The organism is Candidatus Kurthia intestinigallinarum (genome assembly GCF_003991225.1).
Lineage (GTDB): Bacteria > Bacillota > Bacilli > Bacillales_A > Planococcaceae > Kurthia > Kurthia populi.
The window spans coordinates 36884-63150 of record NZ_JTFC01000026.1 but is presented as its reverse complement, the minus strand read 5'-3'; the positions used below and the strand labels follow the sequence as shown (position 1 = coordinate 63150).

The 26267-nt window shown below is 40.5% G+C and carries 26 protein-coding genes, 2 riboswitches and 1 other annotated feature (1 of these 29 cut by a window edge); of the genes, 10 read left to right on the top strand and 16 right to left on the bottom strand.

All coding sequences use genetic code 11. From position 1 onward, the window contains the following. Window positions 1-26: a binding site (T-box leader), on the top strand; it begins 182 nt to the left of the window's first position. Window positions 27-118: 92 nt separating this feature from the next. From trpE to QI30_RS06285, 5 genes are all read left to right on the top strand, one after another. Then, complete coding sequence (gene trpE, locus QI30_RS06305) at window positions 119-1516, top strand: anthranilate synthase component I (RefSeq protein WP_126990082.1); 1398 nt, start codon at window positions 119-121, stop codon at window positions 1514-1516. Beyond that, window positions 1513-2100: an anthranilate synthase component II gene (locus QI30_RS06300; protein WP_126990081.1), complete on the top strand. Its 588-nt coding sequence runs from the start codon at window positions 1513-1515 to the stop codon at window positions 2098-2100. Before trpE ends, QI30_RS06300 begins: the two co-directional genes overlap by 4 nt. 59 nt (window positions 2101-2159) lie before the next feature. Continuing rightward, window positions 2160-3476, top strand: coding sequence for an MFS transporter (locus QI30_RS06295; protein WP_126990080.1), 1317 nt, complete (start codon window positions 2160-2162; stop codon window positions 3474-3476). Window positions 3477-3488: 12 nt separating this feature from the next. Beyond that, entirely contained in the window at window positions 3489-3917 is a 429-nt protein-coding gene (locus QI30_RS06290) for a GatB/YqeY domain-containing protein (protein WP_126990079.1), read from the top strand. Window positions 3918-4054: 137 nt separating this feature from the next. Further along, window positions 4055-5434 (top strand): tetratricopeptide repeat-containing diguanylate cyclase, encoded by a 1380-nt coding sequence (locus QI30_RS06285; RefSeq protein WP_158620975.1) that lies wholly within the window; start codon window positions 4055-4057, stop codon window positions 5432-5434. Window positions 5435-5472: 38 nt separating this feature from the next. On the opposite strand, the gene QI30_RS06280 is transcribed toward QI30_RS06285, so the two are convergent. The 7 genes from QI30_RS06280 to QI30_RS06255 all read right to left on the bottom strand — a co-directional run bounded on the left by QI30_RS06280 (window position 5473) and on the right by QI30_RS06255 (window position 12852). Next, the gene (locus QI30_RS06280; RefSeq protein ID WP_126990077.1) at window positions 5473-6654 is read right to left on the bottom strand and encodes a hypothetical protein; all 1182 of its coding nucleotides are present in this window, start codon (window positions 6652-6654) and stop codon (window positions 5473-5475) included. Between the two features lie 348 nt (window positions 6655-7002). Further along, the gene (locus QI30_RS20355) at window positions 7003-7149 is read right to left on the bottom strand and encodes a hypothetical protein (RefSeq protein WP_158620974.1); all 147 of its coding nucleotides are present in this window, start codon (window positions 7147-7149) and stop codon (window positions 7003-7005) included. Window positions 7150-7304: 155 nt separating this feature from the next. After that, on the bottom strand, window positions 7305-8099 hold the full coding sequence (locus tag QI30_RS06275) for an ABC transporter ATP-binding protein (RefSeq protein ID WP_126990076.1): 795 nt from the start codon (window positions 8097-8099) through the stop codon (window positions 7305-7307). Then, window positions 8099-9130, bottom strand: a complete 1032-nt coding sequence (locus tag QI30_RS06270; RefSeq protein ID WP_126990075.1) for a FecCD family ABC transporter permease — start codon at window positions 9128-9130, stop codon at window positions 8099-8101. The genes QI30_RS06275 and QI30_RS06270 overlap by 1 nt, the downstream gene beginning before the upstream one ends. Further along, entirely contained in the window at window positions 9127-10095 is a 969-nt protein-coding gene (locus QI30_RS06265; protein WP_370323600.1) for a FecCD family ABC transporter permease, read from the bottom strand. The genes QI30_RS06270 and QI30_RS06265 overlap by 4 nt, the downstream gene beginning before the upstream one ends. 62 nt (window positions 10096-10157) lie before the next feature. Beyond that, window positions 10158-11207, bottom strand: a complete 1050-nt coding sequence (locus tag QI30_RS06260) for an iron-siderophore ABC transporter substrate-binding protein (protein WP_126990074.1) — start codon at window positions 11205-11207, stop codon at window positions 10158-10160. Between the two features lie 349 nt (window positions 11208-11556). Beyond that, window positions 11557-12852 carry an NCS2 family permease gene (locus QI30_RS06255; RefSeq protein WP_126990073.1) on the bottom strand — a complete coding sequence of 432 codons (1296 nt, stop codon included), beginning with the start codon at window positions 12850-12852 and terminating at the stop codon, window positions 11557-11559. 126 nt (window positions 12853-12978) lie between these two features. After that, a riboswitch (purine riboswitch) is annotated at window positions 12979-13079 on the bottom strand. Between the two features lie 574 nt (window positions 13080-13653). Here QI30_RS06255 and QI30_RS06250 point away from each other — a divergent pair. After that, window positions 13654-14388 (top strand): MBL fold metallo-hydrolase, encoded by a 735-nt coding sequence (locus QI30_RS06250; RefSeq protein WP_126990072.1) that lies wholly within the window; start codon window positions 13654-13656, stop codon window positions 14386-14388. Between the two features lie 37 nt (window positions 14389-14425). Here the strand turns inward: QI30_RS06250 and QI30_RS06245 are convergent, their stop codons facing one another. The 4 genes from QI30_RS06245 to QI30_RS06230 all read right to left on the bottom strand — a co-directional run bounded on the left by QI30_RS06245 (window position 14426) and on the right by QI30_RS06230 (window position 17677). After that, window positions 14426-14704, bottom strand: a complete 279-nt coding sequence (locus QI30_RS06245) for a hypothetical protein (protein ID WP_126990071.1) — start codon at window positions 14702-14704, stop codon at window positions 14426-14428. Window positions 14705-15045: 341 nt separating this feature from the next. Next, complete coding sequence (locus tag QI30_RS06240; RefSeq protein ID WP_126990070.1) at window positions 15046-15387, bottom strand: DUF4440 domain-containing protein; 342 nt, start codon at window positions 15385-15387, stop codon at window positions 15046-15048. Between the two features lie 10 nt (window positions 15388-15397). Next, window positions 15398-16069, bottom strand: coding sequence for a response regulator (locus QI30_RS06235; protein WP_126990069.1), 672 nt, complete (start codon window positions 16067-16069; stop codon window positions 15398-15400). 9 nt (window positions 16070-16078) lie between these two features. Beyond that, complete coding sequence (locus QI30_RS06230; protein ID WP_126990068.1) at window positions 16079-17677, bottom strand: ATP-binding protein; 1599 nt, start codon at window positions 17675-17677, stop codon at window positions 16079-16081. Between the two features lie 80 nt (window positions 17678-17757). On the opposite strand from QI30_RS06230, the gene QI30_RS06225 reads away from it, so the two are divergent. Next, on the top strand, window positions 17758-18816 hold the full coding sequence (locus QI30_RS06225; protein ID WP_126990067.1) for a DctP family TRAP transporter solute-binding subunit: 1059 nt from the start codon (window positions 17758-17760) through the stop codon (window positions 18814-18816). Window positions 18817-18832: 16 nt separating this feature from the next. Here the strand turns inward: QI30_RS06225 and phaC are convergent, their stop codons facing one another. Together phaC and QI30_RS06215 are read right to left on the bottom strand one after the other, a co-directional pair. Next, a complete protein-coding gene (phaC, locus tag QI30_RS06220) occupies window positions 18833-19939 on the bottom strand; it encodes a class III poly(R)-hydroxyalkanoic acid synthase subunit PhaC (RefSeq protein WP_233600537.1) in 1107 nt (368 codons plus the stop codon). Between the two features lie 136 nt (window positions 19940-20075). Then, entirely contained in the window at window positions 20076-20609 is a 534-nt protein-coding gene (locus QI30_RS06215; RefSeq protein ID WP_126990066.1) for a polyhydroxyalkanoate biosynthesis repressor PhaR, read from the bottom strand. Between the two features lie 168 nt (window positions 20610-20777). On the opposite strand from QI30_RS06215, the gene phaQ reads away from it, so the two are divergent. From phaQ to QI30_RS06200, 3 genes are all read left to right on the top strand, one after another. Further along, the gene (phaQ, locus tag QI30_RS06210) at window positions 20778-21176 is read left to right on the top strand and encodes a poly-beta-hydroxybutyrate-responsive repressor (protein ID WP_126990065.1); all 399 of its coding nucleotides are present in this window, start codon (window positions 20778-20780) and stop codon (window positions 21174-21176) included. A gap of 62 nt (window positions 21177-21238) precedes the next feature. Beyond that, window positions 21239-21751 carry a PhaP protein gene (locus tag QI30_RS06205; protein WP_126990064.1) on the top strand — a complete coding sequence of 171 codons (513 nt, stop codon included), beginning with the start codon at window positions 21239-21241 and terminating at the stop codon, window positions 21749-21751. A 246-nt stretch (window positions 21752-21997) separates the two neighbouring features. Next, a complete protein-coding gene (locus tag QI30_RS06200) occupies window positions 21998-23293 on the top strand; it encodes a dicarboxylate/amino acid:cation symporter (protein WP_126990063.1) in 1296 nt (431 codons plus the stop codon). Between the two features lie 709 nt (window positions 23294-24002). Here the strand turns inward: QI30_RS06200 and QI30_RS06195 are convergent. The 3 genes from QI30_RS06195 to QI30_RS06185 all read right to left on the bottom strand — a co-directional run bounded on the left by QI30_RS06195 (window position 24003) and on the right by QI30_RS06185 (window position 26266). Next, the gene (locus QI30_RS06195) at window positions 24003-24749 is read right to left on the bottom strand and encodes a cyclase family protein (protein WP_126990062.1); all 747 of its coding nucleotides are present in this window, start codon (window positions 24747-24749) and stop codon (window positions 24003-24005) included. An 82-nt stretch (window positions 24750-24831) separates the two neighbouring features. Then, window positions 24832-24932, bottom strand: a riboswitch (SAM riboswitch). Window positions 24933-24986: 54 nt separating this feature from the next. Continuing rightward, the gene (locus QI30_RS06190) at window positions 24987-25952 is read right to left on the bottom strand and encodes an NAD(P)H-dependent flavin oxidoreductase (RefSeq protein WP_126990061.1); all 966 of its coding nucleotides are present in this window, start codon (window positions 25950-25952) and stop codon (window positions 24987-24989) included. Next, on the bottom strand, window positions 25949-26266 hold the full coding sequence (locus QI30_RS06185; RefSeq protein WP_126990060.1) for a CHY zinc finger protein: 318 nt from the start codon (window positions 26264-26266) through the stop codon (window positions 25949-25951). Before QI30_RS06185 ends, QI30_RS06190 begins: the two co-directional genes overlap by 4 nt. Window position 26267 lies beyond the last annotated feature (1 nt).

The window sequence follows — 26267 nt, the reverse complement described above, 5'->3', positions numbered from 1 at the left end:
TACCGCGGATTCCATTCGTCCTCTATCGCGTTCTTAGGAGCGCGGTAGAGGACTTTTTTAATGGATGGATTTCTCTATGACCGAGCAGAGAGAGCTAGTTTAGAGAGGATTGAAACACATGACAGTAGAGCAGAGAGAGAAAGTTTTTATTCAAAAGGATATTCCGGGAGATATGGTGACACCGATTTCACTGTATCATTCGTTATACGGCAAGAAAAAGATTTTATTTGAATCAAGTGCAAAGCATGAGGAAAGCGGTCGTTATTCATTTGTTGCTGCGAATCCCATTAAAGAGTTGATTTCAACGGCAGACGAAGTCATCGTTGTTGAAGCGGACGGCTCACGTAGCCTGCAAAAAAAGCCGGCATTTGATGTTATTCGTGAATTGATTCCGGGGAATGTGCAGCAACTACCCTTTTCATTTTATGGTGGTGCCATTGGCTATGTAGGGTATGAGACAGCCTTTTACCATGAGCAAATTGGGCAGATGCTAGAGGATGAACTCGACATGCCAGATATGCATTTATTATTTTTCGACCGCTTCATCGTTTTTGACCATGTACTGCAAAAGTTATCGGTCGTTGCAATTGACTTATTTGATGAGGGAAAAACGAAAACAGAGCTTGAACATATTGTTGATAGCATGATTCATCAAATCGAGCATCCAACACTGATTGCGCCGCAGGAACTTGACGAAGTATCCTTTACCTCCTCGATTACCGAAGAACACTTTTGTGACATGGTAAAACAGGGACAGGAACATATTAAGCGCGGCGACATTTTTCAAATTGTGCTATCACAGCGTTTTTCCGCTCCGTTTAATGGCAATCCAATGAGCTTGTATCGTAAGCTACGTCTAAGTAATCCATCGCCATATATGTATTATTTGGATTTTGATGGCTATACGATTTTAGGAACATCGCCAGAGAGTCTTGTGAAGGTGAACAAGCGTCTTGTAACAACAAACCCGATTGCCGGTACACGTCGCCGTGGTAAAACGACTGCGGAGGATGAGGCGCTTGAGCGAGAGCTGTTAGCAGATGAAAAGGAACTAGCAGAGCATCGTATGCTTGTTGATTTAGGACGTAATGATGTAGGGCGACTTGCGAAGGTTGGCTCGGTTCATGTTAATAAATATATGAAAATTGAGCGCTACAAATATGTCATGCATATCGTTTCAGAAGTAACGGGTGAATTACGCGAGGATGTGCATCCGATTGATGTCTTACAGGCGACATTACCAGCAGGTACGGTATCAGGTGCACCGAAAATTCGTGCGATGCAATTAATTAATGGCTTAGAATCTGTAAAACGAGGTGTGTATGCCGGTGCGGTTGGGTATTTATCTGTATCGGGTGATTTAGATATGGCACTCGCGATTCGTACAATGGTTGTGACAAAGGGCAAAGCCCATGTTCAAGCAGGGGCTGGGGTTGTTTATAATTCGATTCCCATAAATGAATACGAAGAGACCATCAACAAAGCAAAAGCATTATTGGAGGTGCAAGACGTATGATTTTATTAATCGATAATTACGACTCATTTACGTATAACTTATACCAGCAAGTAGCGGCACTTGGGCGTGAGGTAGTCGTTGTACGAAACGATAAAGTAACCATCGAAGCGATTCGGGCAATGCAGCCAGAAGCCATTATTTTATCACCCGGTCCAGGGACACCAGACGAAGCGGGCATTACACTTGAAGTCATTCGCTCATTGTATAAGGAATTTCCGATTCTTGGCATTTGCCTCGGTCACCAGTCAATCGGGCAAGCATTTGGGGCTAAAATTGTCCGTGCCGAGCGCATTATGCACGGCAAGTTTTCGACGCTAACGATTCATTCACGCGATGATTTATTTGCGAATGCATCCGAAACGCCACAAGTAATGCGCTATCATTCATTAGTCATCGACCCGAAAACGATGCCAGAAGAGCTCATCATAACGGCAACCGCTTCGGACGATTATGAAATTATGGCACTGCGCCACCGCGACTATCCGGTTTATGGTATGCAGTATCACCCTGAATCGATTGGTACAGAGGAAGGCAATGCGATGATTCAAGCATTTTTAAATCAGTTACGTCATGTTCATGTTTAAAGTAAAGAGGTTGTCCGCTTGGGCAACCTCTTTTTAGGCCAAGAAAGGAGTGACATAGTATGCAACAGCAAGAACCGCGCAAAGCGATGCAGCTTTATTTATCGATGCCCATTATAGCATGGGCGCTCTTTGATTTAGCCAATACGATTTTTTCATCGAATATTAATACGATTTTCTTCCCATTTTATATGAATGACACACTCGGCACAGACGAAGTAAAGCAGCAGGTGGCAAGTACTTTTATTTCATACGCCAATGCGGTGGCGAGTATTTTACTCGTGATTTGCTCGCCGCTTTACGGGGTACTCGTTGACCGGACAGGATTAAAAAAACGCTATACGATGTATTTCACACTATTTTCGGTTGGCTTTACGATTTTAATGGGCGTCTTTGGTAAGATAAGCTTTGATAGTGCCCTTTTTGGTGTGCCAATGAGTCTTGCGCTCGTTGTCATTGCGTATGTTTTCGCTAAATTCTTTTATAATTCGAGCCTCGTATTTTATGACTCGATGCTACCGGACCTTGGGAATGATAAAGAAATCCCGCTTATTTCAGGTTATGGTGTCGCACTTGGCGGTGTCGGGACCCTTATTGGGCTACTCGTCTATCCAATCTCCATTAAATGGAGTAATGTGGATACGTTTATTCCAACCGCGCTCTTATTTTTACTGTTTTCATTGCCCTTATTTTTTATCTTAAAGGATAAGCCGAAACCAAAAGTTGAACGCATTCCATTTTTCACAGGCTATAAGGATATTGTAGTAACACTAAAGGATATGAAAAAGCATAAAGCGATTTTTACGTTTATGATTACCTATTTCTTTCTTAATGATGCGCTGCAGACCGCGATTGCGATGATGGCGGTGTATGCGACGATTGTTGTTGGTTTTACATCTGGACAATTTATTTTACTGTATTTAGTAAGTACAATTTCGATGATCATTGGTTCGCTTGTTTTTGGTAATATTACACGAGCTGCAGGTGCGAAACGGGCTGTAACCTTTGTTTGTTTCATTATGATTGCCGCTTTATTAATTGCGGTATTCGCACAGGAGCAATGGATGTTCTGGATTGCGGGCTCTTTATTCGGTGTATCACTCGGCTCAACATGGGTGACTTCACGTACGTTCATTATTCAGCTGTCGCCACCAGAGAAGACCGGCCAGTTTTTCGGCTTATTTGCCTTTTCTGGCAAAGTATCGTCCATTGTAGGTCCTGCGCTATACGGGACGATTACCTTAATGCTAAAAGATTACGGGACACTTGCTAGTCGTGTGGCACTCGGTTCTTTATTAGTGCTTACGATTATCGGGTTAATCGTGCATCTTTTCGTGCGCGTACCAAAATCAACAAAAAGTGCTACAATAGAGTCATAGGAGCTGATAAGCATGATAAAAGATGCTGTATTTGAACAATTAAAACAAGCAATGCGTGACAAGGATTCATTGAAAAAAGGGGTACTACAACTTGTGAAGGCAGCAATTGACCTTCAAGCGAAAGAACAAGGTGCACCGGTTTCAGAGCAAGATGAAATTTCGATTATCCAACGCGAAGTGAAACAAACGGAACAAGCGCTAGAAGGTGCAGAGCAAGCGGGTCGCGATGATTTAATTGCGGATGAAAAACGTAAGCTAGAAATCTTAACAGCGTTCTTACCAAAACAATTGTCTGAAGAGGAAGTTGTTGCAGTATTAACAGAAGCGGGTGTTACAACCGGTATGAATATGGGCGAGGCAATGAAAATTGCGAAACCTGCACTCGCAGGAAAAACTGACGGTAAAACAATGGCGAAAGTCGTTAAGGCATTAATTTCTTAAATTATGTCATTCAGTAAAGGAATTACGCAGTTGCGTGATTCCTTTTTTCTATTCTAGGGTACATATATACAGCGAAGTATTTAATTTTTCATAGACAATAATTTATAAAATAGGAAAAAAGGTGGTGAATGAAAAATATGAATAGCATTTTAAAAGAATCCGTTATTTCATTAAATGACTATTTCGATACAAATCAAGTTGATGACTTTTTTCAACTTGTTGATCAAGTCATAGAGCAATTACTACTAGAAGAGGCGCACGAGCAAGTCATTCATTTTACGCTATGTAAGGCTAGTTTATATTTTAATGTAAGTCACTTAACACTCGCTTCACAAGTTTTAGCAGAGAATGCAACATATATTGAAAAGTATGGTGATGTGGCACAGAAAATCCGCTATTTAAATACACTAGCGGCGATTCAAGGACGAAATGATGATTTGGAGCAGGCCTTTATGTATTTAGATCGCGCCAAGCAATTAGCGGAACAATACGACCGGACACATTTAGTGAAAATTTATCATAATTTGAGTGTCTATTATTTTAATCAGCAGCAGTTTGACGAAAGCTTATTGTATGCCCAAAAAAGTATGGCTTATTTTGCAGCAACGCGCAAAGAGGGCACACAAAACAATCGTGCCCTGATGAATTATGCCAAAATTTTAATTGCGATGGAACGTTTAGAGGAAGCAGATGAGCTACTTGAAATCGTGAAAGCCCAATTACAAGAAGATGATGGAGAAAGCCGTCTAGCATGGGTAAAAACATATGTCGAATGGCTTGGAAAACAACAGCAATTCGACAAGGCTTATGCTGTCTTGAAACAAGAAATTGCACAGCACCCAAACAAGCATAGTTGGAATAAAGAATTATATGAATTACTATGTTCTTTATCAAAAAAAACGCAATCAAAAAGACACTATTTTCAGGATTTAAAACAATTGAAACAAACGATGGATTTGGTGAATGCAGACTTTGTGACAACGCAGCTTCAATCTGTTAAAAAATATGTTGATATTGAGCAACTTCAGAAAATTGCATGGTGTGATCCATTGACAAATGTGCATAACCGTAAATATTTAGAGGAACATTATGAAGTGTTTAGTTTGCGTTATCACCAGCATACCGTGCTCGTTTTTGATATCGACCATTTCAAAGAGATTAATGATACATTTGGTCATATTTCTGGTGATCAAGCAATACAGCAAATGGCAGATGCCGTCAATTATTTTTTTGAACAACAAAAGGCCATGTTTGTTCGTTACGGGGGCGATGAGTTTTATGTGTATTATCAAGGGCCCTCAGAAGCGGACGTTGTGGCGTTTGCGCATTATTTCCACGAGACCTTAATTGCGGAGTCATTTACATACGAGCATATGACGTTGCCGCTATCTGTATCAATGGGCAGTGTCTATGCAGCTGAAACACACACCTATACAGAGTGGTTTGAAGCGGCAGATAGTGTACTATATGAGGTGAAGAGGCAAAAGCGAGGGGAGCTCCATTATAAAACGGTGTAAAAAAAGAACGACGCCTTTAAAGGAATCGTTCTTTTTTATTAGGCAGGGAACATTTCGCTTAAATAATACCCGCAATATTGCTGGACGATATTCGCATTTACTTCTGGTGTAACAATCGCTAGACGTGTTAAGAGTGCGCTATTGTCATTTAATAGCATCACGAGGTCCATCAGTAAGCTGTTTGTGAATGAATACAATTTATAATCGCGCTCTAACTGCGTAATACGTTCTTGTTCAGTGCCCTGATACATTTGTTTTAGCATTGGAATGACTTGATTGTATGATGACATGCTTTGTTTTTCAGCAGCAGTCATTTTTTCATCAAGTGCTTCTGTTGTATACGCCTCTTTTGAACGAACAAGCTCTTTTAAAAGCTCTAATAGCATCCCTTGCTTCGCTGTTAATGACGCCATTTTTTGTAGTAATGAATGCTCATATACCGCTTCATTACCAGTCATCGTCATCTTTTCACCCGTAAGTAGCGCTGTATATTCCTTTTGGACGCTATCTGGATCAACGAATTGCATGAGTTGGCTAAAGAGTGTGCCATATAATTTATTAACCGTTTCTAAATCTTCATCTGTTTTCGGTGCTTGTTGCTCTTTTTGACTAGGTTCTGTACCGAAATACAGGCGACCGACATCTAAGCTCCCAATTTCATCAAAGCGTAACCATGCCTGTGCGAGCTCATTACCGATTGGAATATAAAATGACTCTTCCGCTTCCTGATAATCAGCATGTGATAAGTCGTTTTCTGCGAGTAAGGCATTATAGCTTTCAGTGCTTTCCATTAGACCATAACGATATAGCTGTTTGTATAAACGCAGCTGTGCCTCTTCTTGTAGGGCATTTTCGTCAAAATCAGCGACCGCATGTGCTAGATTACGTAACGTATTCGTATCGTAATAAAGTAGGAATGCGCCTTTGACAGGGAGTTGTGCCTTTAAATCATCTGGAATGCGTTCATACATCGGTAACGTTTGCTCCGTTAAGCCGTAATGCTCCACTTTCGCAATTTCGATATGAAGCGCTGATAAATACGCCGCAATCGCTAAATTTTTATTTTCCATTAAGTAAGAAATCTCGCCAAGCAGACGGTAAATTTGGCTATTACCCGGCTCTTCTTTAATGGCTGCTGTACACATATTAATCGCTTGATTCAAACGAGCTTGATGCATTAGATCGCGCGCGCTAGAAAGTAATTTTTCAACGTTTGACATGTTCTCAAAACCTTTCAATTATGTAGTCTTCCTTATTATACAGAAGCACTCTCGAAAAAGCGAAAAAGAACATATGTTCCATCATGCGAAAAACAGCATTTTTATGAATTTGTTAAAAAATGCTCTTTTCATGCATTATTTTGTCGATTTTGAATTTACGAGATGCGCTTCCCCCGTAAGCTGGATACAAATAGGTAGGTCACAGTTGCATTTTCGTATTAATTCTCGTATGCTAGTAATAGAAGTACGCGTGATGGGTAATCATAGCGACGTAGACGACTAGGTGGCTCCTGGTCGTTTTTTTATGCGCAAAAAACCACCTAGTTGGCTAGACTAGATGGTACACTGTTACAGCATCATACGGAAAAGGCGATACACTGTATCAACTGCACGAAAAATGTCAGCTGCATAGCGGAAAATGGCTAGTTTTCCACTACGTTCCTTTTGCCGTTTCGCTTGAGCCTTTTCAAGACGTGATGGGTAATGTTTCGTCATAGCAACGCACCTCCCTTCGGTGAAGGAGTCAGCGAAGATGCTGCAAGGATTAGTGTATCATACGGGGCTTCTTAAGCGATAATTAAAAAAGTACTGCATGATGTAGTCAAAAACAAAAAAAGAAGGGCTCATGTTAATGCGTGAGCCCTTCTTTTTTATATGTGATGACGACCAATCGGAATGATGAGAGGTGTTTGTGACACAGGATCTGCAATCACCTGACAATCGAGTGAAAAGATGTCCTTTATTAAGGCACTCGTCACAATATCTTTAGGCGCTCCTTCTGCAATTAATTGACCTTCTTTTACCGCAAATAAATAATCAGCATAGCGTGCGGATAGGTTAATATCATGGAGTACCATAACAATCGTTGTCCCGTATTTTTGATTGAGGTCCGTTAATAAATCGAGAATTTCTACTTGATACGTAATGTCTAAATAGGTGGTTGGTTCGTCTAAAAATAAAATGTCGGTTTGTTGAGCGAGCGCCATCGCAATCCATACACGCTGACGCTGGCCACCAGAGAGCTCATCGATATTACGATCAGCAAATTCGGTAATATTCATCATCTCCAGTGCTTCAGCAACCGCTTCGTAGTCTTTTGTGGACCAGCCTTTAAAAAGTGTTTGATGTGGAAAGCGACCTCGTCCGACTAAATCAGCTACTGTAATACCTTCTGGAACAATAGGGGACTGTGGTAGTAGTCCGACTGTTTTAGCTAACTGTTTTGGGGCGATATCATGAATGGATTGACTATCTAGTAGCACCTGTCCTTGAAACGGTTTAATTAGTCGAGCCATTGTTTTTAATAACGTCGATTTCCCACAGCCATTTGCACCGATAATAATACTTATTTGATTTGATGGAATGGCTAGTGTGATATTTTCTAAAATCGTTTTATTGTCGTATCCAGCTTGCAGATTTTCTGTTTGAAATGTATGTGTTGTCACTAAATATCACCCTTTCGATTGATGCGAATTAATAAATAAATCAAATACGGTGCACCAACAATACCTGTAATAACACCAACGGGATACCGTGTTTCAAAGGCGAATTGACCAATCAAGTCTGCACCAAGCACGAGTATAATGCCAATAAGCCCCGCAGGTATAATATTAGAAAACCCAAAACCTACAAGACGCTGTGCGATTGGTCCAGCAAGAAACGCTACAAAGGCAATCGGCCCCGTTGTTGCGGTCGCAAGTGCAATCATGCATACGGCACAAAAGATAAGGATAATACGCGTTTTATTCGTATTCACACCAAGTGCTGTGGCTGCTTGCTCTCCAAGTTCTAGCATTTCTAATTGCTTTGAACAATACAAAATAAAGGGCATTACACAAATAATGCATAGCAGTAACGTAAGAATCATTGGCATTGAGGCGTTATTTAGACTGCCGCTTAACCAGACAAGTGCTGTTGGTAAATCATTCGTTTTTCCGATCAACATAATATACGAAATGGCGGCGTTAAGCATTGCTTGAATGCCGATACCGATTAAAATTAAACGCCCAATCGAAAAGGCATTTTTTTTCGATAATACGTAAATAATGCACACCGTCACAAGGCCCCCGACAATTGAGGCTATCGAAACCGTAAAATGACTCGCATGCAGTACAATAATGCAAAATACAGCCGATGCGCTAGAACCGGCTGTTACGCCAATGACATCTGGATTGGCGAGGGGATTGCGGAGCATCGTTTGAAAAATATACCCCCCAACACCAAATGCAAAGCCTGCGAACAGACCCGCAAGTGTGCGTGGTAGACGAATTTCCGTAATCGCAAAAGAGGCACCGGGTACCGTTTCACCCATTAATACACGGATAATGTCTTGTACAGGGTAAATCGTATGACCAAGCATCATCATTGCACAAGCAAGGCTAAGCGATAGTAGGGTGAGCACTGCTGTGATAAGTATAAATCGCATACGGCGTTTTTTACGAGCAGTTATCATGGATTGAATCGTTGGATTGATCATAAGGCACGCATCTTCGCTTTCATTGTAATTAAAATTAAAATAGGGGCACCGATAAAGGCTGTCAAAATCCCAACCTCTAATTCACCAGGACTTCCGAGGAAGCGGCCACATACATCGGCAATCGTTAAGACACTCGCTCCGGTCAACGCTGCAAGTGGCATAATGAAGCGGATATCTGCACCAATAACAAGGCGTACTAAATGGGTCGCTAATAGGCCAATAAAGCCAATTGGTCCTGCAAGCGCTGTGGCAGCACCACATAATACAACCCCCGCAAAGGACGCGATTAGTCGTAACGAGCCAGTACGGACGCCAAGCCCTGTTGCGACTTCATCACCAAGTGCAAGGGCATTAAGGCCGGGCGCTGTACACAGAGCGATAATCAGGCCAATAACTAGAAATGGAATAAATAATTGCACAGTATCCCATGTACCTGAGCCGACACTACCGACTTGCCAGAAGCGGAATTTATCCATAACATTCGTACGTGGAATCATAATCGCCGTTACGAGCGATGATAAAATCGCACTTGTCGCGGCACCTGCTAATACGAGCTTCAGTGGCGTTGCACCACTTGCACCCATCGAGCCGATACTAAAGACGAAAATCGCTGTTAAAATGGCCCCGATGATAGCCAGCCAAATATAGCTACTCGCGCTATTTATACTTAAAAAAGCCATGCCACTGACAACGAATAAAGAAGCACCCGTATTGACACCTAAAATACTCGGGTCTGCAATTGGATTTCGTGTGACGGCCTGCATTAACGCACCCGATACGCCAAGCGCGGCACCACACATTAAACTGAAAACCGTCCGTGCAATTCGCTGGCGTACAATGGTTGCCTCATGCGATGTGACCTCGGGATGGAATAAACCATCGAGTATCCCCGCGAAGCTAACCGTACGTGAGCCGAATCCAAGCGACAGCACAATACTTATGAGAAACAAAATAAGCAAAAGCATGCTTACCAAAAGAATGTGTTTTGGCAGCAGCATTTGCTTATTTTTAAGTTGTAGCGTCGTCATTATTTAACGTTTTTCGCCACATCTGAAATTTTTGATGCATATTCATCAATTGTATAAGGAATTGATAAAGGACTTGGTGTTCCTGCAGCCGCAAGTGGTGTATTGTCTTCTATAACCACAACGTTACCAGCTTTAATCGCAGGTACTTTTCCAAGAATCGGGTCTTTTTGAAGTGCTTTTAATGTTTTATCTGTACCGTATGTGACAAGGATGTCTGCATCATTTAACGCATCCGCATTTTCAGCGCTTAGTTCAACATAGAAACTTGCATCATCTTTAATTTGCGCCTTTACACTTTCAGGATAGCTCATACCTAGCTCTTCTAGCATTTCACCGCGAGGGTCGCCTGTTGTATAAACGTAGAACTTAGAAAAGCCCGTAGCATCAAATGCAACGAATGCTGCTTTTTTGTCTTTTAAATCAGGGTATTTAGCAGCCGCATCTTGGATTGTTTTTTCCGTATCCTTGATTAATTGCTCGCCTTCTTTTTCCATGCCCATTGCCATGGCGTCATATTTAATCATGTCGCGCCATGACGTTACCCAAGGCTGATCTTGATAGGCGACAACCGGAGCGATTTTCTTTAATTTATCGTAATCTTCCTGTGTTAAACCTGAGTAAGCTGCTAAAATCACATCTGGCTGTGAATCCGCAATCGCTTCGAAATCTAAGCCCGCTGTATCTTGGTAAATCGTTGGGTTTTTCTCGCCTAGTTCTTCCGCTTTTTCTTGTGTCCAAGGAAGCATCCCTGTGTCATTATCTTTAATACCGTAGTTTGCGGCAGAGAAGCCTACTGGAACGGTTCCTAATGCAAGTGCTACATCTTGGTTACCCCAAGCGATTGTTGCAACGCGTTCCGGTTTTTTCTCAATTGTTGTTGTACCTAATGCATGTTTAATTTCGATTGGGTACTGTGTATCATTTGAAGCTCCTGACTCTTTATCAGCTGTTTTGTCATCTGCATCTTTATTAGATGAACAAGCACCTAAAATAAGCGCGAATAAAGCAGCCATAACGAGCATAAGCAACGATTTTGTTGTTGTTTTCATATGAGCGCAACCTTTCTTTTACTATGTAATTTGTTGAGAATTATTCTCACTTAATGAAATATAAAGGGGAATGAGCGAAATGTCAATGCGCGTCACATTACTTTTTTCTCTATTTTTCGACAAAAATACGCAAATATCCATTATTTCACCTATAAATAGCTCTTTTCGTGCGCAAATATCCAAATACTAGATGTGGCAATAAAAAAAGTGGCTGGGACAAAACACGCATTTTCCTTTTTTAGCGTTCGCAACGAAAAACCGGAACCGCGCTACAGCGCAGTTCCGGTTTTTCTTATGCTCATATGAACGGTTGTTTTTATACGTATGTCCCAGCCTCTTGCATAACCAATTATACAATAAAGGCAAAGTATCCTAAGAATAGAACACAAAGTACATACATAATTGGGTGAATTTCTTTAAAGCGTTTTTGGGCCATTAAACAAATTGGGTATAACACAAAGCCCATACCAATACCGATTGCAACACTTGATGTAAGTGGCATCATAATGATTGTTAGGAAGGCTGGAATTACAATTTCAAGTTTTGTCCATTCGATTTTACGAATTTCCATGGCCATTAAGGCACCGACAATAATTAATGCAGCAGATGTTACTTCTACAGAAATCACACTGATGACTGGTGAGAAGAATAGCGCGATACCAAAACAAATCGCAATGACAACAGCCGTAAATCCTGTTCGTCCACCAACAGCAATCCCTGCAGATGATTCAACGCTTGTTGCAGGGGTTGATGTACCAAGAACTGCACCAATCGCACCCGCTGCAGAGTCGGCGATTAAGCCTTTCCCGATGTTCGGGATTTTATTGTCCTTCATCATACCTGCTTGGCTTGTTAAACCGATTAACGCGCCCGCTGTATCGAAGAATGCGACAATTAAGAAAGTGAAGATAACAACTAATACTTTCACAGTAAAGATTTCGTCCATGTGGTTAAAGACAACACCAAATGTTGGCTCTAAGCTAGGAATGCTGCCAATGACTGATTTTGGTACGTCGATTAAACCAAAGATCATACCAAGAACAGTTGTGATGACCATACTATAGAAAATACCACCGTTGATGCCGCGTACTAACATAATAACCGTTAATACTAGGCCAACAATCGCTAAAATCGTCATAGGTGATGTTAAGTCACCGATTGAAACGAAAGTTGCTTCATTTCCGACAATAATACCACCATTTTTCAAACCGATAAATGTAATGAAGAAACCAATACCAGATGCAATCGCATATTTTAAATTCAATGGAATAATGTTAATAATTTTTTCACGGATTTTTAATAAGCTTAAGATCATAAAGATAATACCGGCGATAAAGACGCCTGTTAACGTCACTTGCCAGTCAATGCCCATCCCGATACAAACCGAGAATGTAAAGAATGAATTTAAGCCCATACTTGGGGCAATGGCGATAGGGAAGTTGGCTAAAATCCCCATTAAAAGGGTACCAATAATTGCGGTTAATGCTGTAGCTGTGAATACCGCACCTTGGTCCATGCCTGATTGGCTAAGGATAATCGGGTTCACGACAAGAATGTACGCAATCGATAAGAAAGTCGTAATCCCGGCAAGTGATTCCTGCTTGTAAGAAGTCCCGCGTTCAGCAAATTTAAAAAAGTTTTTCATGTGTTAAGCTCCTGTTTGCCAGATTAAAGATGAATAGGATGCGATAAACGATTTATTTTCTTGGAAAAACAAAAAAACTTTGACTATGGCATAGTCAAAGTTTCTCTACAAAATGAAATAAACGTATTACAGTATCCCATTCCTTGTAGACAAGCTATTATTGGTAGCTGGTAGAAACTTTCAAGCCATATTCTTGAAATTATACAAGGGTTATTCTCTTTTAAAAACAATAGAGAAATAATAACAATGATTATTTATAACGTCAAATGTAAGAAAATTCATTCATTTTATACTTTTTAATAAAATGAGATTCGTTTTAGGGGAATCGAATTATTTTGATTATTAAAGAGATATAAAGACGAACGATTATTGCGTGATATGCGATTTAACATACGGATTTAAGCATTTTAACTTTTTTTAGTGATTATATGATTTGTATTTGTTGAAAGCTCAAAATAGTAGCCTTAGAAGCGGAGGAATGAATTTCTAAATAATATGCGAAGAAATAGTATGCAATGATCTGCGAATTAGATTGTTTGAACAATTGTTATTGTTGTACAGATAGGGAAAATATAAAGACGCTGGCTTTAAAAGGATGGGGAGCGGTCGATATACATACTACCATCTGTTCTTTTATTTTAGTTTACATAATATATATTATAGGAAGTTATAAAAATTAGAAAAAATAGAAGTAATTTCATATGTTTATTTCATATGTTTTATTGTATATTATAATTAAATTGATTTTCACATGGCCGATTGTCTTTTTTATAAATTTTTGTCGTTGGAGTTGGTCTATATATGAAGATTTTCCCCCTTGGTGTTGGGAACGCCTTTACGAAACGTTTTTACCACAACAATTTCTTATTTGATTTTGATGGTGAAGCCTTTCTTGTTGATTGTGGTACATCCCTACGTTTTTCGTTAAAGGAAGCTGGCATCCCATATGCTGATTTACACAATGTTTTTATCTCACATTGTCATTTTGACCATATTGGTGGTCTTGAGGAGCTCATTACACATCGTCTCAAAGAAAATTTGACGACGAAAGTCTACATACTTCGCGATATGTATGAAGATGTGTTATCCGTACTAGCACCTGGTTTAGGGCTTCAACAAATCGAGGAATTTTGTGAATTTATTTTATTGGATGGTCGTACACCATATCAAGTAAATGGATTTACGATTGAATTATTACCGACGACTGGCCTACATATTAAAAATATGCTGAGCACAGGCGCACGCATTACACAGCCAGACGGTACACAAATTTTATATAGCTCTGATATTAAAAATTTGATGCATAGTCCATTTAAATCGGTTGTTACACGTAATACACGTCTAATTTTACAAGATATCAGTTTCACAAAAAATGGTGCTCATAGTACATTTGAGGAAGTAATTGCTTATTATCCACGCGAAGTGCAGCATTATATCGTCGCGATGCATTATGATGATAATATAGAAGATTTTTATGAACTGATTAAAAAATCACCAATTCGCCTTGCACGCCAGCACCAGTGGATTCATGTTTAATAAAAAAAGCGTCTCGAATTAATTCGAGACGCTTTTTTTATTCGTACCACGGCTTCGTATACAGTTCCCCACCAATATTTTGCTGAAAAAAGGCATTGATATATAGCAGGCAAATGCACACGAGGTCATCATACTCCGCTCCGTCAATCACAATATCCGCAATAGAAATCCACTCACCTATCCGTCTAAATGGTAGCTCCTGCACGACATCTTGATGCTTCACATAAACAAGCGTCTGATACCCTGAAAAAAACTCATACGTGTCCTCTCCTGATCGCCAAGAAAAATGCTTATCGCCGTTTTTCTTTGTATACACAATTTTCTTATCATTAATCCATACCTGCTGCTTCTCCTGTTTAAAGGAAAAGGCGAGGTTTTTCCTTTAAACAGCATATACGTCTCATTTAATAACGACTGAAATGTATGATTAATGAGGCGTTTCCAAAGGACCGTTCTCTTTTTCGCCGTATATAAAAGTTTCCCATTATCAGCTTCTATATGAAACGTATACACACTTGGCTCCAAATGTTCCTTCCGACGGATGCGCATAACGACAAAGACATCTCCTTTCGTCAAAATGATATTTTTTTGCGTTAAGTAAATTAAAAACCCGTACTTTTGCGTAAAGTACATCAAAAAAATACTATTTTAAAGTGACTAGGCATTCGTAAGAGTTCCTTGATGAAAATGCATTTTCCACTGGCCATCTACCCGCTTCCAAATCGAACTTCGTAAAGAATGCTGTGCATTTACCGCATTATACACGCGATACGTCGCAAGTATAATGTCCTCCGATAGCAGCTTTATGTGAAAATTATCGATTGTCATACAGACATCACCAAGCACTATTTCTTCTATTTGTTCCTGCTGATACAATACCTTCCCTGAGCTACCAATTTCAAAAAAATCATCTGCCAAAAACAAACGTAAAGCCTTGCTTGAACGGCGTACTTCCGGCTTCAATAAGGCAAGCTCTAACGCTAAAATCGTATCATGCATGCATACCCTCCTATAATAAACGATATTGATTCACTGGCCGTCCAATCCCGCCATACTGAATCTCAATGACTACACGCTTTTGCTTTTCTAAAAAATCTAAATAACGACGTGCGGTTACCCGTGCGAGCCCAACACCATGCGCCACTTCCTCTGCTGAAATGGCTGCTTGCTGCGTGCCGATATAAGTAACAATCTTATCAAGTGTTGCCTTATTCAAGCCTTTTGGAAGTTCCTTAGATAGCGCTGCATCTTGTGTTTTATGTAATAATGCATCAAGCTCCTGCTGGGATAAGGCATCCTTCGCAGTAAACTTTTGCTTATAGCGCGCATAATTTTCAAGCGCTTCCTTCATCCGTTCAAATGAAAAAGGCTTCATAATATAATCAAAGACGCCTAGATGCACAAGCTTTTCGATGGTTTCGCGGTCATTAGCAGCCGTCACGGTTATCACATCAACCGGAAGTTCACGTGCCCGAATTTGTCGTAAGCTCTCTACCCCGTCTTGTCTAGGCATATACACATCCATAAAAACAAGGTCTGGCTTTAACATTGCTGCCTTCTCTACCCCTTCGATCCCATCATGTGCGGTATCAATTACTTGAAAGCCCTTCACATTCTCAATAAATTGTTGATTTACTTGACGAACCATTGGATCATCTTCTACTAATAATACGCGTAACATTGCTACCCCCTACATCTCAAACGTCACGACAATACTTGTACCGGCGTTTGGTGTACTTTCCACATCAATTGTTCCCTGTGCCTTTTGAATAATATCTTGAATTAAATATAACCCAATCCCATGATTTTTGGAATGTTTCGTCGTAAAGCCATTATCGAATATACGCGCTATTTGTTCCTCGCTCATACCAATACCATTATCCTCGACCAAAATCGTCATTACTTGATCGTTTTGGTCAATGCTGATGAATAACTTTTTATCGTCATGTGCCGCTAATTGTAGTGCATCAAAGCTATTTTCGATTAAATTACCGAGCAATACGACAAAATCATGAAAATCAAGCGCCTTCGGTAAATAATCAAGCGAGCTCTGTGCATCAATCTCGACTAGAATGCCGAGCTCCTTGCCGTGATTGACCTTACTTAATAATAAGCCAGCTAAATTTTGATTTTGAATGCGCTCATGCAAAAAATCCTGTAGCTGGTCTTGCTCTTTTTTGGCACCTTGAATATACTGCAACGCAGCTCGGTAATTGCCGAGTTGCATGAGTCCCGCTACGGTATGCATTTTATTTTTATGTTCATGATTTTGAATACGTAGCGCCTGCACAAATTCCTTTACGCCCGTCAGCTCCTCCGCAAGCTTTTTCACCTCTGTACGATCTTGGAAAATAGCAATCGCCCCTACTGTCTCCCCTTCTACTTCAATCGGTACACGATTCGATAAAATGGTATGCTGATTAATGAGTAATTCCTTATTGTAAATCGGTTGATTAAAATCTAAAATCTCCGGCAAGCGCGAATCCGGCAAAATATCATAAATGTTTTGCCCAATCAAATCCCCTTCATCGACACCTAAAATTTGCTTCGCTTTCGTATTAAAAATCGTCACGATAAAATGATTATCAATCGCAATGACCCCTTCATGCATCGCATTAAAAGTTTCCGAACGCTCAATATAGAGCTTCGCAATTTCGTGCGGCTCATAATCGAGTAAATCCCGCTTCATGCTACGGCTTAGTAAAAACGCTCCCCATGCGCCAAATAAGAGCGATAAGCATGTCGCAACTAAAATCTCATCGCGTAAATTATGGACGATATCCAAAAATGTTGGTAGTTTATAACCAACAAGTACCACCCCTACTTGCTCATGCATAGTATTCATCACTGGCACAAAGGCACGTGCGACGGTCCCTAAGTCTCCCTTTGCGGTCGTTGAGTAATAATGCTCGGTAAAGGCATCCTCTATGTCATTGGACTGCGAGCGTAAACCAACAAGGGATTCCTTTGGGTGGCTTAAACGCACCCCGTCCATCGTCAATACGACAATATAGTCGGCCTTATTGGTCGTCCGTACATCACGTATCGTTTTTTTGAGTTTCGTTGCCTTTTGCTGATTCGTTAAGGCATCATTTTCTAAAACCGTTGGCAATTCAGGTAGTTTCCCAACCGTTTGTGCCACAAGCATCGCCTGCTCCGTTATCCGTTCCTCTTCAGAGTTCAAAATATTACTAATAATAAAAAGGCCTGAAATTAAAAAAGAAAAAACGATAATAAAAAAGGTTAAGGCGGTAATTTTCCCCGTCATGGATACACGTTTATCAGTCATTCGTGATTGCCTCCCTTAAATGCCTCTATTTTAGCATGTTTCCTATGGTAAAATAAGGGCTGTATAACAGGAGGCAAGCGATGCGCACATATATTTTATCAGCAGTACTTATTTTATTACTCGTTATCAGCATTTTTACGATTCCGAATCTCTCAAAACAAACGACCTATAGAGATAGCGAGCAGCAAGGACTTGATGAGCAAATCACGATTCATTTTAGTCATGTCGTTGCTGAAAATACACCAAAGGGACGCACTGCACTTTATTTTAAAGAACTTGTCGAGGAAAAATCTGGCGGACAAATACATGTCGAGCTTTATCCAAATGGCATGCTATATAATGACGAAAATGAAATGACGGCCCTACAGCATAATGATGTGCAAATGATTGCGCCGACCTATTCAAAAATTTCGAACGATGTGCCTGAATGGGGCGTGCTTGATTTGCCGTTTTTATTTGAGAATGAAACAGATGTTACACGTGTTTTAAGCAGCGAGGTCGGTGATACATTGCGTCAAGCGCTAGAGAAACAAGGCATTCATGGACTAGGCTTTTGGCAAAATGGCTTTAAGCAAATGATCGCAAAAGACGCACCTGTTCAGACATTAGCGGATTTTAAAAGCAAACGAATGCGGACCATGGCGAGCAACGTGCTTGCAATGCAGGCAAAGCTACTTGGTGCTACACCACAGGCGGTATCATTTGATGAGGTCAATAGCGTGATCTCTAAGGAGGCCATTGATGTCCAGGAAAATACATTATCGAATATTTACTCCAAAAGCTTTTATAAGGAAGAGCCGTATATTACCCGCTCTAACCATGGCATTTTAGGCTACGGTGTATTGATGAATCAACGCTTTTGGGATAGCCTGTCAACTGAATCAAAAGGCATTATTACGCTATCAATGCAGGAAGCGAGCGCCTGGAATGAAAAAATAGCGCGCAAAATGAATATGGATGATGAACAGCGTATGAAAGCATATGGGACGCATTTTTACACATTGAGCACGCATGAAAAAGCTCGCTGGAAGCGTACATTACAGCCACTCTATCATGAATTTCAGCAAAAGGACTATCGAGACATCCTTGATGCAATCGAGCGACAATTGCATCAAAAAACGCCTACATCATCGCAGTGATGGAGGCGTTTTTTGATTATTTCGAGTGATCTTTTAGCCATTTGCTAACGAAAGGATAAATCTCTTTCTGCGCATAGCGGCCTGTACATACCGACACGTGACCTGTTGGTACTTCGTGAAGTGTGTTTACTTTACTTGAAACTTGTTTGTTTAGCGCCTTAATTTGCTCTGGCTGTACGATATTATCGCGTGTTGCGCAGATGTTTAATAAGTTCGCCTTAATATTTGAAAGCTTCACTTCTTGACCGCGAACGGCTAGTTCACCTTTAACGAGTTTATTTTCTTGATAGAAGTCGCGAATCCACTGACGATAAGCTTCCCCTGGGAATGGTACGCCATCGTTTAACCATTTTTGCATAAGCTTCCACGTTAACACGGCATTGTCGTTTTCGATACGACTTGCAAGACCAACATATGTGCCAAGCGAGTTAGAGATTGGGCTTAATAAGCGATTTCCATAGTCAATCATTTCAAATGGAATATTCCCAAGTGTATCAACCATTTTATCTAATTGGAATGTGTCTTTGTTTAACCAGTTCGTATAAAGACCAGCGTCTTCAAAGTCTGTTGGTGACGTCATTAAAACAAGATTTTTAATCGGTAAAATGTCATTATAAAGCGATGTGAAAATCGTCGACATCGTACCGCCCATGCAGTACCCATAAATTGTTAGTTCCTTTGCGCCTGAATCTTTTAATACTTTTTTCGCTGCGCGTGGGATGTAGTCTACGATATAATCGTCAATTTTCATATGACGATCCTCGTGACCGGCTGTACCCCAATCAAGTAAGTACACATCATGGCCATCGTTTACTAAGTACTCAATTAAGCTATTTCCTGGGTATAAATCTAAAATATATGAGCGATTAATTAATGCGTAGATGAATAAAATTGGCACTTTATTCGTCTTTTTCGCATGTGGTGCATAATGGTATAATTTTGACTTATTTTTTGTCCAAATAACTTCTTTCGGCGTTTGACCTACTTGCGGGTCTGATTCCGTTGTTACAACCTCTGTAAAACGTTTAATCTTCTCTAAATCCTGTGGCAACACGGCTTCTTCTGGTAATTTCATCGCTTCGATCCATTGTTCGAACGACGCTGTTGGTACTCCATTACTCACAACAAAACCTCCAATATCAAAATAAGTAGTATGTTTCAGTATCCTTTAGCGGAAAAGTAAAGGATATCCAAATGGCTTCATTTATTCTAGGAGTGGCTCTATGTTGATGAAAATGTAACACATTCGTTTAGGAATATTATTTTTTCGTCTGTGATGTGTTTTTTGCAGCAGGTGTTGCCGCTGTTTTCACTTGTGCATTCGGTGCTGGTGTCAGAGGCTTTTGCGGCACCGCCTTTGGTGTTGGTGTTGGCGTAGCAGCTGCTTTTGCCTCTACTTGCTTCGTTAATAACTCAATGACCGTATCTAATTTCTTATCTAGACGGTTCACCGTTGTTTTTAACTGCTTAATTTCTTTTGCGTGGCTATCATGTGCATCCTCTTGTACGTCTAATTGATCTTCTAAATCAATTAACTTCGACTCTACATTAATAACAAGTGAAGCAATGCTCGCAATTTCGTCGCGTGATGGGACGTTTACTTGTTTTAAATAAGATTCTGTCATGCCATTCACAAGCCCTTGATATTGTAAATATTGCTTTTGTACTTGCCCTAACCCTTCTGCGAATGCGGGTTGTTCAAGTGTTGATTGAATCGAGTCGCGGAATGCGCTCTCTGTACGGTCGTACATCTCTTTCCAGATACCGAACGCATCAAATGTTTGATTCGTCACGTAAATTCCTCCTCTATCAATAAAATCGTTTTACATTTTTCACTTTACCATAATCTTCAATTATTTCAATTAATTTTACTGTTTGGAAAAAGTTTTTTGAAATGCTTGACACAAAATGCACATAGGTGTAAATTACACTTATAAGTAATTTGAAGATAGGTGATAGCAATGAATTCGAAAAAACCACAAATGGGCGCACCAAAAAACATTTTAGTGCCCATCATCTTGCTCCATTTGCGTGATATTAACGCCTATGGATATGAGCTAATGGAAAAGCTGACAACATTCGGTGTTGATTCTGTCGACCGAGGAAATTTTTATCGTATTTTACGACAGCTTGAAAAAGATGAGCTTGTCACTTCCGAGTGGAATACGGAGGAAAATGGTCCAGCGAAGCGTATTTACGCCATTACTGAAGAAGGTCTGAGCTACTTAGACTTGTGGGCCGGTTCATTTGGCGAATACCAAAAACTCTTAACGAACTTCTTCAAATTGTACAATCCGTTCCTTTTCCCTAGCACGCCAGCTAGTAAAAAGACGGATGAAGCGGATGACACCAACGACTAGCAGCCAAGACTCCCCGCTCATGCTTTAAAAAAACATGACCACTATTAGGGAGGAAATTTAACATGGCAAACGAACTATTAACAAAAAGCGTAGATCTTATTTGGGACAACTGGTTAAACAGTGTAAAGGCAATCAATACGGTGCAAGAAGATGCAGAAAAACGCGCAGTAGAAGCATTCGCTGCACAAAAATCAGCATTCGATCAAGCACTTACTTCTTATAAGAATGTCGAAGAAAAATCAAACCAAGCGATTAAAGATTGGCAAAAACAAGTGACTTCTTCATTTGAAGCATTCACAACACCTGCACAGTCTGCACAATTGTCTACGTGGATCGACACGTTAAAAGAAGCAACAGAGCAAGCGCAAGAATTATCTTGGAAACCGAACCACGCTGTCGTGGATTACATCCGTAATGCGCAAACAGAATGGGAAAAAGCAATCAACACAACGCTTTCTGAGCAAAAATCAGAGCGCCAAAAAGCATTAGCAAACATTGAAGATTTAACAGCGAAACTAAAAGAAAATCACAAGTCTTTACTTGATTCAATTCCTGCCGTTCCAGTTGTAAAATAATGAATGTAAGAGTCTGTTATGGTACAGGCTCTTTTTATTTCCATCTATTATATAACCGCGATAAAGAGTAGATTCTATTCTTTATCGCGGTTTTTTGTCGTTTGAGAAGATATTTCATTGTCAGAAAAGTCAAAAGACCAAAAAGACCAAAAAAACCATTATGACCACAATATTCACAAGCACAGAAATTCGTACTACATTAGGTCTTGTAAGCGTTTTATTAACTACATACAAAGGGGTGTACGTATGAAAAGAGTCAACTTACGTAACTTAACGGTTCAAGTGGTGCTGGCCATTATCCTAGGGATTATCGTAGGGGCGATTTTTCCAAGTTTTGGCGCACAGCTGAAAATTTTAGCAGATATCTTCATTAAATTGATTAAAATGCTTATTGCACCAATTATCTTCCTAACGGTAGTGACGGGTATTGGTAGCATGGGTGATATGAAAAAAGTCGGCAGTATCGGCTTAAAGGCACTTATTTATTTCGAAGTGATGTCTACGATTTCACTTGCGATTGGCTTTATCGTAGTCCATATTATTAAACCAGGTGTTGGTGTTAATACAGATGCACTTAAATCAAGTGGTGCAGATATTAGTGAATATACAAAGGCTGCTGCAAATCAAGATCATGGTATTCAAGCATTCGTTATGAGTGTGTTACCAGAAAACTTCTTTGGAGCAATTGCGAACGGTGAGTTACTACCAGTGCTTGTCTGTGCGGTATTCTTCGGCCTTGCAGCCGCTTCTATCGGTGATCCAGTGAAACAAGTTATTACATTATGCGAGCAAGCCTCTCAAATTTTCTTCAAAATTGTTGGGATGGTAATGAAATTCTCACCACTTGCTGCATTTGGTGCAATGGCCTATACAATCGGCAACTTCGGTATGGGTTCATTATGGAACTTAGGAAAATTAATGCTTGGCGTATACATTACAATGGCATTATTCGTTATCGTCATTTTAGGTCTCGTATTACGATATGCCGCAAACGTCAATATTTTCAAATTCCTGAGCTATATTAAAAATGAATTATTAATTGTTTTAGGGACTTCTTCATCTGAATCTGCCCTACCACTCATTATGAAAAAATTAGAACGCTTCGGCTGTTCAAAACAAGTTGTCGGTCTTGTTGTACCAACAGGTTATTCGTTTAACTTAGATGGTACCGCCATTTATTTATCAATGGCCGCAATGTTTATCGCACAAGTATATGATGTACATCTATCCATTTGGCAACAACTTTATTTACTACTGATTTTAATGGTGACTTCTAAAGGGGCTGCTGGTGTAACCGGCTCTGGCTTTATTACCCTTGCTGCAACACTTGCCGCATTCCCAATGATTCCAGTCGCAGGAATTGCCCTTTTAATTGGTGTTGACCGCTTCATGTCAGAAGCACGTGCCATTACAAATATTATCGGTAACTCGGTAGCAACCGTTGTTGTTGCGAAATGGGAAAACGAATACGATCCGAAACAGCATGATGTCCTCGTCGCTGAATTAAAAGAAGAAAAGCGCTTGCGTCACGAACATGCTTAAGTTATAAATGGTCTTGCAAACATTGCAGGACCATTTTTTTGTTCGCAAAAAAATCGTCAGATGCCCAAGGAGCGGTTTTTGGCTACGACATATTTTTTAATAAGTGTCATTCATATGTGTATGCACCTATAAATGTAATAAGCATTTGATTGAATGACGAAAAAACATATAGAATTACTAAAGCTAAGCAGATAACTACTATTAGTTTGTACAAGTCATTTGTAAAAACAGGCATATTTCGGTCCTCTAGCGGGGGTTTTTATGTATTTTAAGGCATAAAAGGGACATTTCCACACATAGCAAGCTGCATAAATGAGCTACACAGTACGGATTGTCGTTTTTTGAATAAATAATGTGAGATGCTCGTTCGTATAGTATTTCAAGCGCTCTAAAACGGTACTTTTTTATGCAAAATGAACCCTTAGAGACCCCTTTCTAGCGTAAAATGCCCTTTTTCGGGCGTTGAAAATAATAATGATTTTTGACGATGGCGTGGAATAACAGTTTTTGTTGACAGATTACGCGGTATCGTTAGTAAACGTTTTAAATTTTACCGGACCATTGTCCTGAATTGGCACATATTTTTAAGTATGTCGTAGCCAAAACCCGCTTCCTGAAGATTTCGTTCATTTCAAATGAAGCAAATAAAAAAGAGGATGAAAAAATCCATCCTCTTTTTAGCGACAAATGAGTCTTGCACGAATGAGTGCTACGGTAGTATCGCAAATGAGCGTACCGGAAATCCTGTTGCTTTATCAGGTTTTGCGACGATATTGAATATGACCGCGCCTTTTGCGGGTAATTGATCTAAATTCGTCAACAATTCAATCTGATAAGCATCTTGCTGTAACACATAAAGCTCTGCCTTGAGCGCTTTATTTTTATAAAATTCCTCACTTGAATCCGTATCAAAGGTTTCATGACCGACTGCGCGAATGTGTCGCTCTTCAAATAAGAAACGGAGTGCTTCAACAGACCAGCCTGGCGTATGAGCCACATCGTCTGCATCCTTATTATTAAATGCCTCGCTATCATCAATGCGCTTTGACCAATCGGTACGTAGTGCGACAAATGAGCCGCTATCGATTTCCCCGTACTGTTCCTCAAATGAAAGGATTTCTCGTACGGTAATCGTAAAATCAGGATTTTTTGCGACGTCTGTTGAAACGTCGATGACAACGAGCGGTAATACAAGCTCTTTTAACGTAATATCATTTAAATAGCGGCCGCCTTCAACAAAATGAACTGGCGCATCAATATGCGTGCCATATTGTCCTGCAAAGGTAAATTGTTGTGCGAAAAAGCCTGCTGAATAATCGAATAACGTTTTCTTCTCAAGCGGCGAGAAGGCATTGAAGCGGGGGGTATCGGCACTAAAGTTATGCGTTAAATCCACCCATGTACGCTCCTTTAAAAGTGATAGTGCCTGTTGAATCGATTGCTGTGTGGTTGTCATACCTCATCTCCCTTTCGATTTAAATAACAAAAAAACCTCTTCTCGATAAGAAGAGGTTGGTGTCGAATGGGATGCCGTTCTCTTCTCATCTTTTAGCAAATGATGCTACAGGAATTAGCACAGTACAAAATGTCTGTTGCTGCGTCTTCAATGGGCCAGTCCCTCCAACGCTCTTGATAAGAAAGTGATTTAGTTGTTGATACTTATATTAAAGTAATCCACTAGGAATTGCAAGTGTTATTTTGAAATTTCTGAAAAACGCGTTACTACTGCTTTATATTCCGCTTCGATGCGTGCAAATAATTCCGCCACAGTAGGCACATCATCGATCAAGCCAATGACCTGTCCAGCAAAGGCCATACCATTCTCCTCACCATCATGGATTAACCGGCGATTCGCTTGCCCGCTAATATGTTCCTTTAATGCCTCATAGGTCGGTGTCTGTTGCTCAATGGCTAAAATTTCATCCGCAAAAGCATTATGAATAACACGTGCAGGACCACCAATCGAACGTTTAACGACGACAGTATTTTGCTCTGTGCTATCGAGTAAAAGTTGCTTGTAATAGTCCGAAGCATCGACGCATTCCTTTGTAGCAATAAAACGCGTACCCATTTCAATACCCTCCGCACCGAGCGCAAGTCCTGCCGCAAGACCACGACCATCCGCTAAACCACCTGAAGCAATAACAGGAATCGAAACCGAATCAACGACGCGTGGTGTAAGGACCGTTGTGCCTAAGTCATCACGTCCTAAATGGCCGCCGCCTTCTTGACCTACGACGATGACGGCATCGGCGCCAAGCTCCTCTGCCTTTTGTGCTTGGCGCACACCCGCCACAAGTACAAGCTTTTTAATACCCGTTCCTTCTAGCATCGCTAAAACCGTAGCGGGATTTCCACCTGTAATGGATACAACCGGCACTTTCTCGTCAATCGCTACTTGTATAAACGCCTCATAACCTGTTCCGTGCATCCCCATCGCAAAATTGACACCAAAAGGCTTATCCGTCAGTGAACGCGTACGCTTAATTTCATGTCGCAGTGCTTCCGGATCAGGTAAACTTAACGCCGTAACCTGACCTAATCCGCCCGCATTTGAAACCGCAGCCGCTAAATCAGCATAGGCCAGATAGGCTAGGCCGCCTTGAATAATCGGTAGTTGAATTCCAAAAAGCTCTGTAATCCGTGTGTTCATCGTCATTCCTCCATTTCAAAATACAAGTGGTAATGCCCCTCACAACGAGGGTTCCATGCAGCGTGACAATGTGGACATGTATCATGTGCTAAATAGGTCGCAATCGACAATTCTTCATGACAACGCCCACAAAGAATTGCTTTTTCATCCCACTCCACTTTTGTCCATCGCGTAATCGGGTGATCTGCTTCCTCCTCATGACATTGATAGCATGGATAATATGTATGACAGCATTTCATTTTGATAGCGATAATATCCTTTGATGTATGATAGTGGACGCAGCGTGTTTGCTCATCTACAAGTTGACCACGAAGATTCATA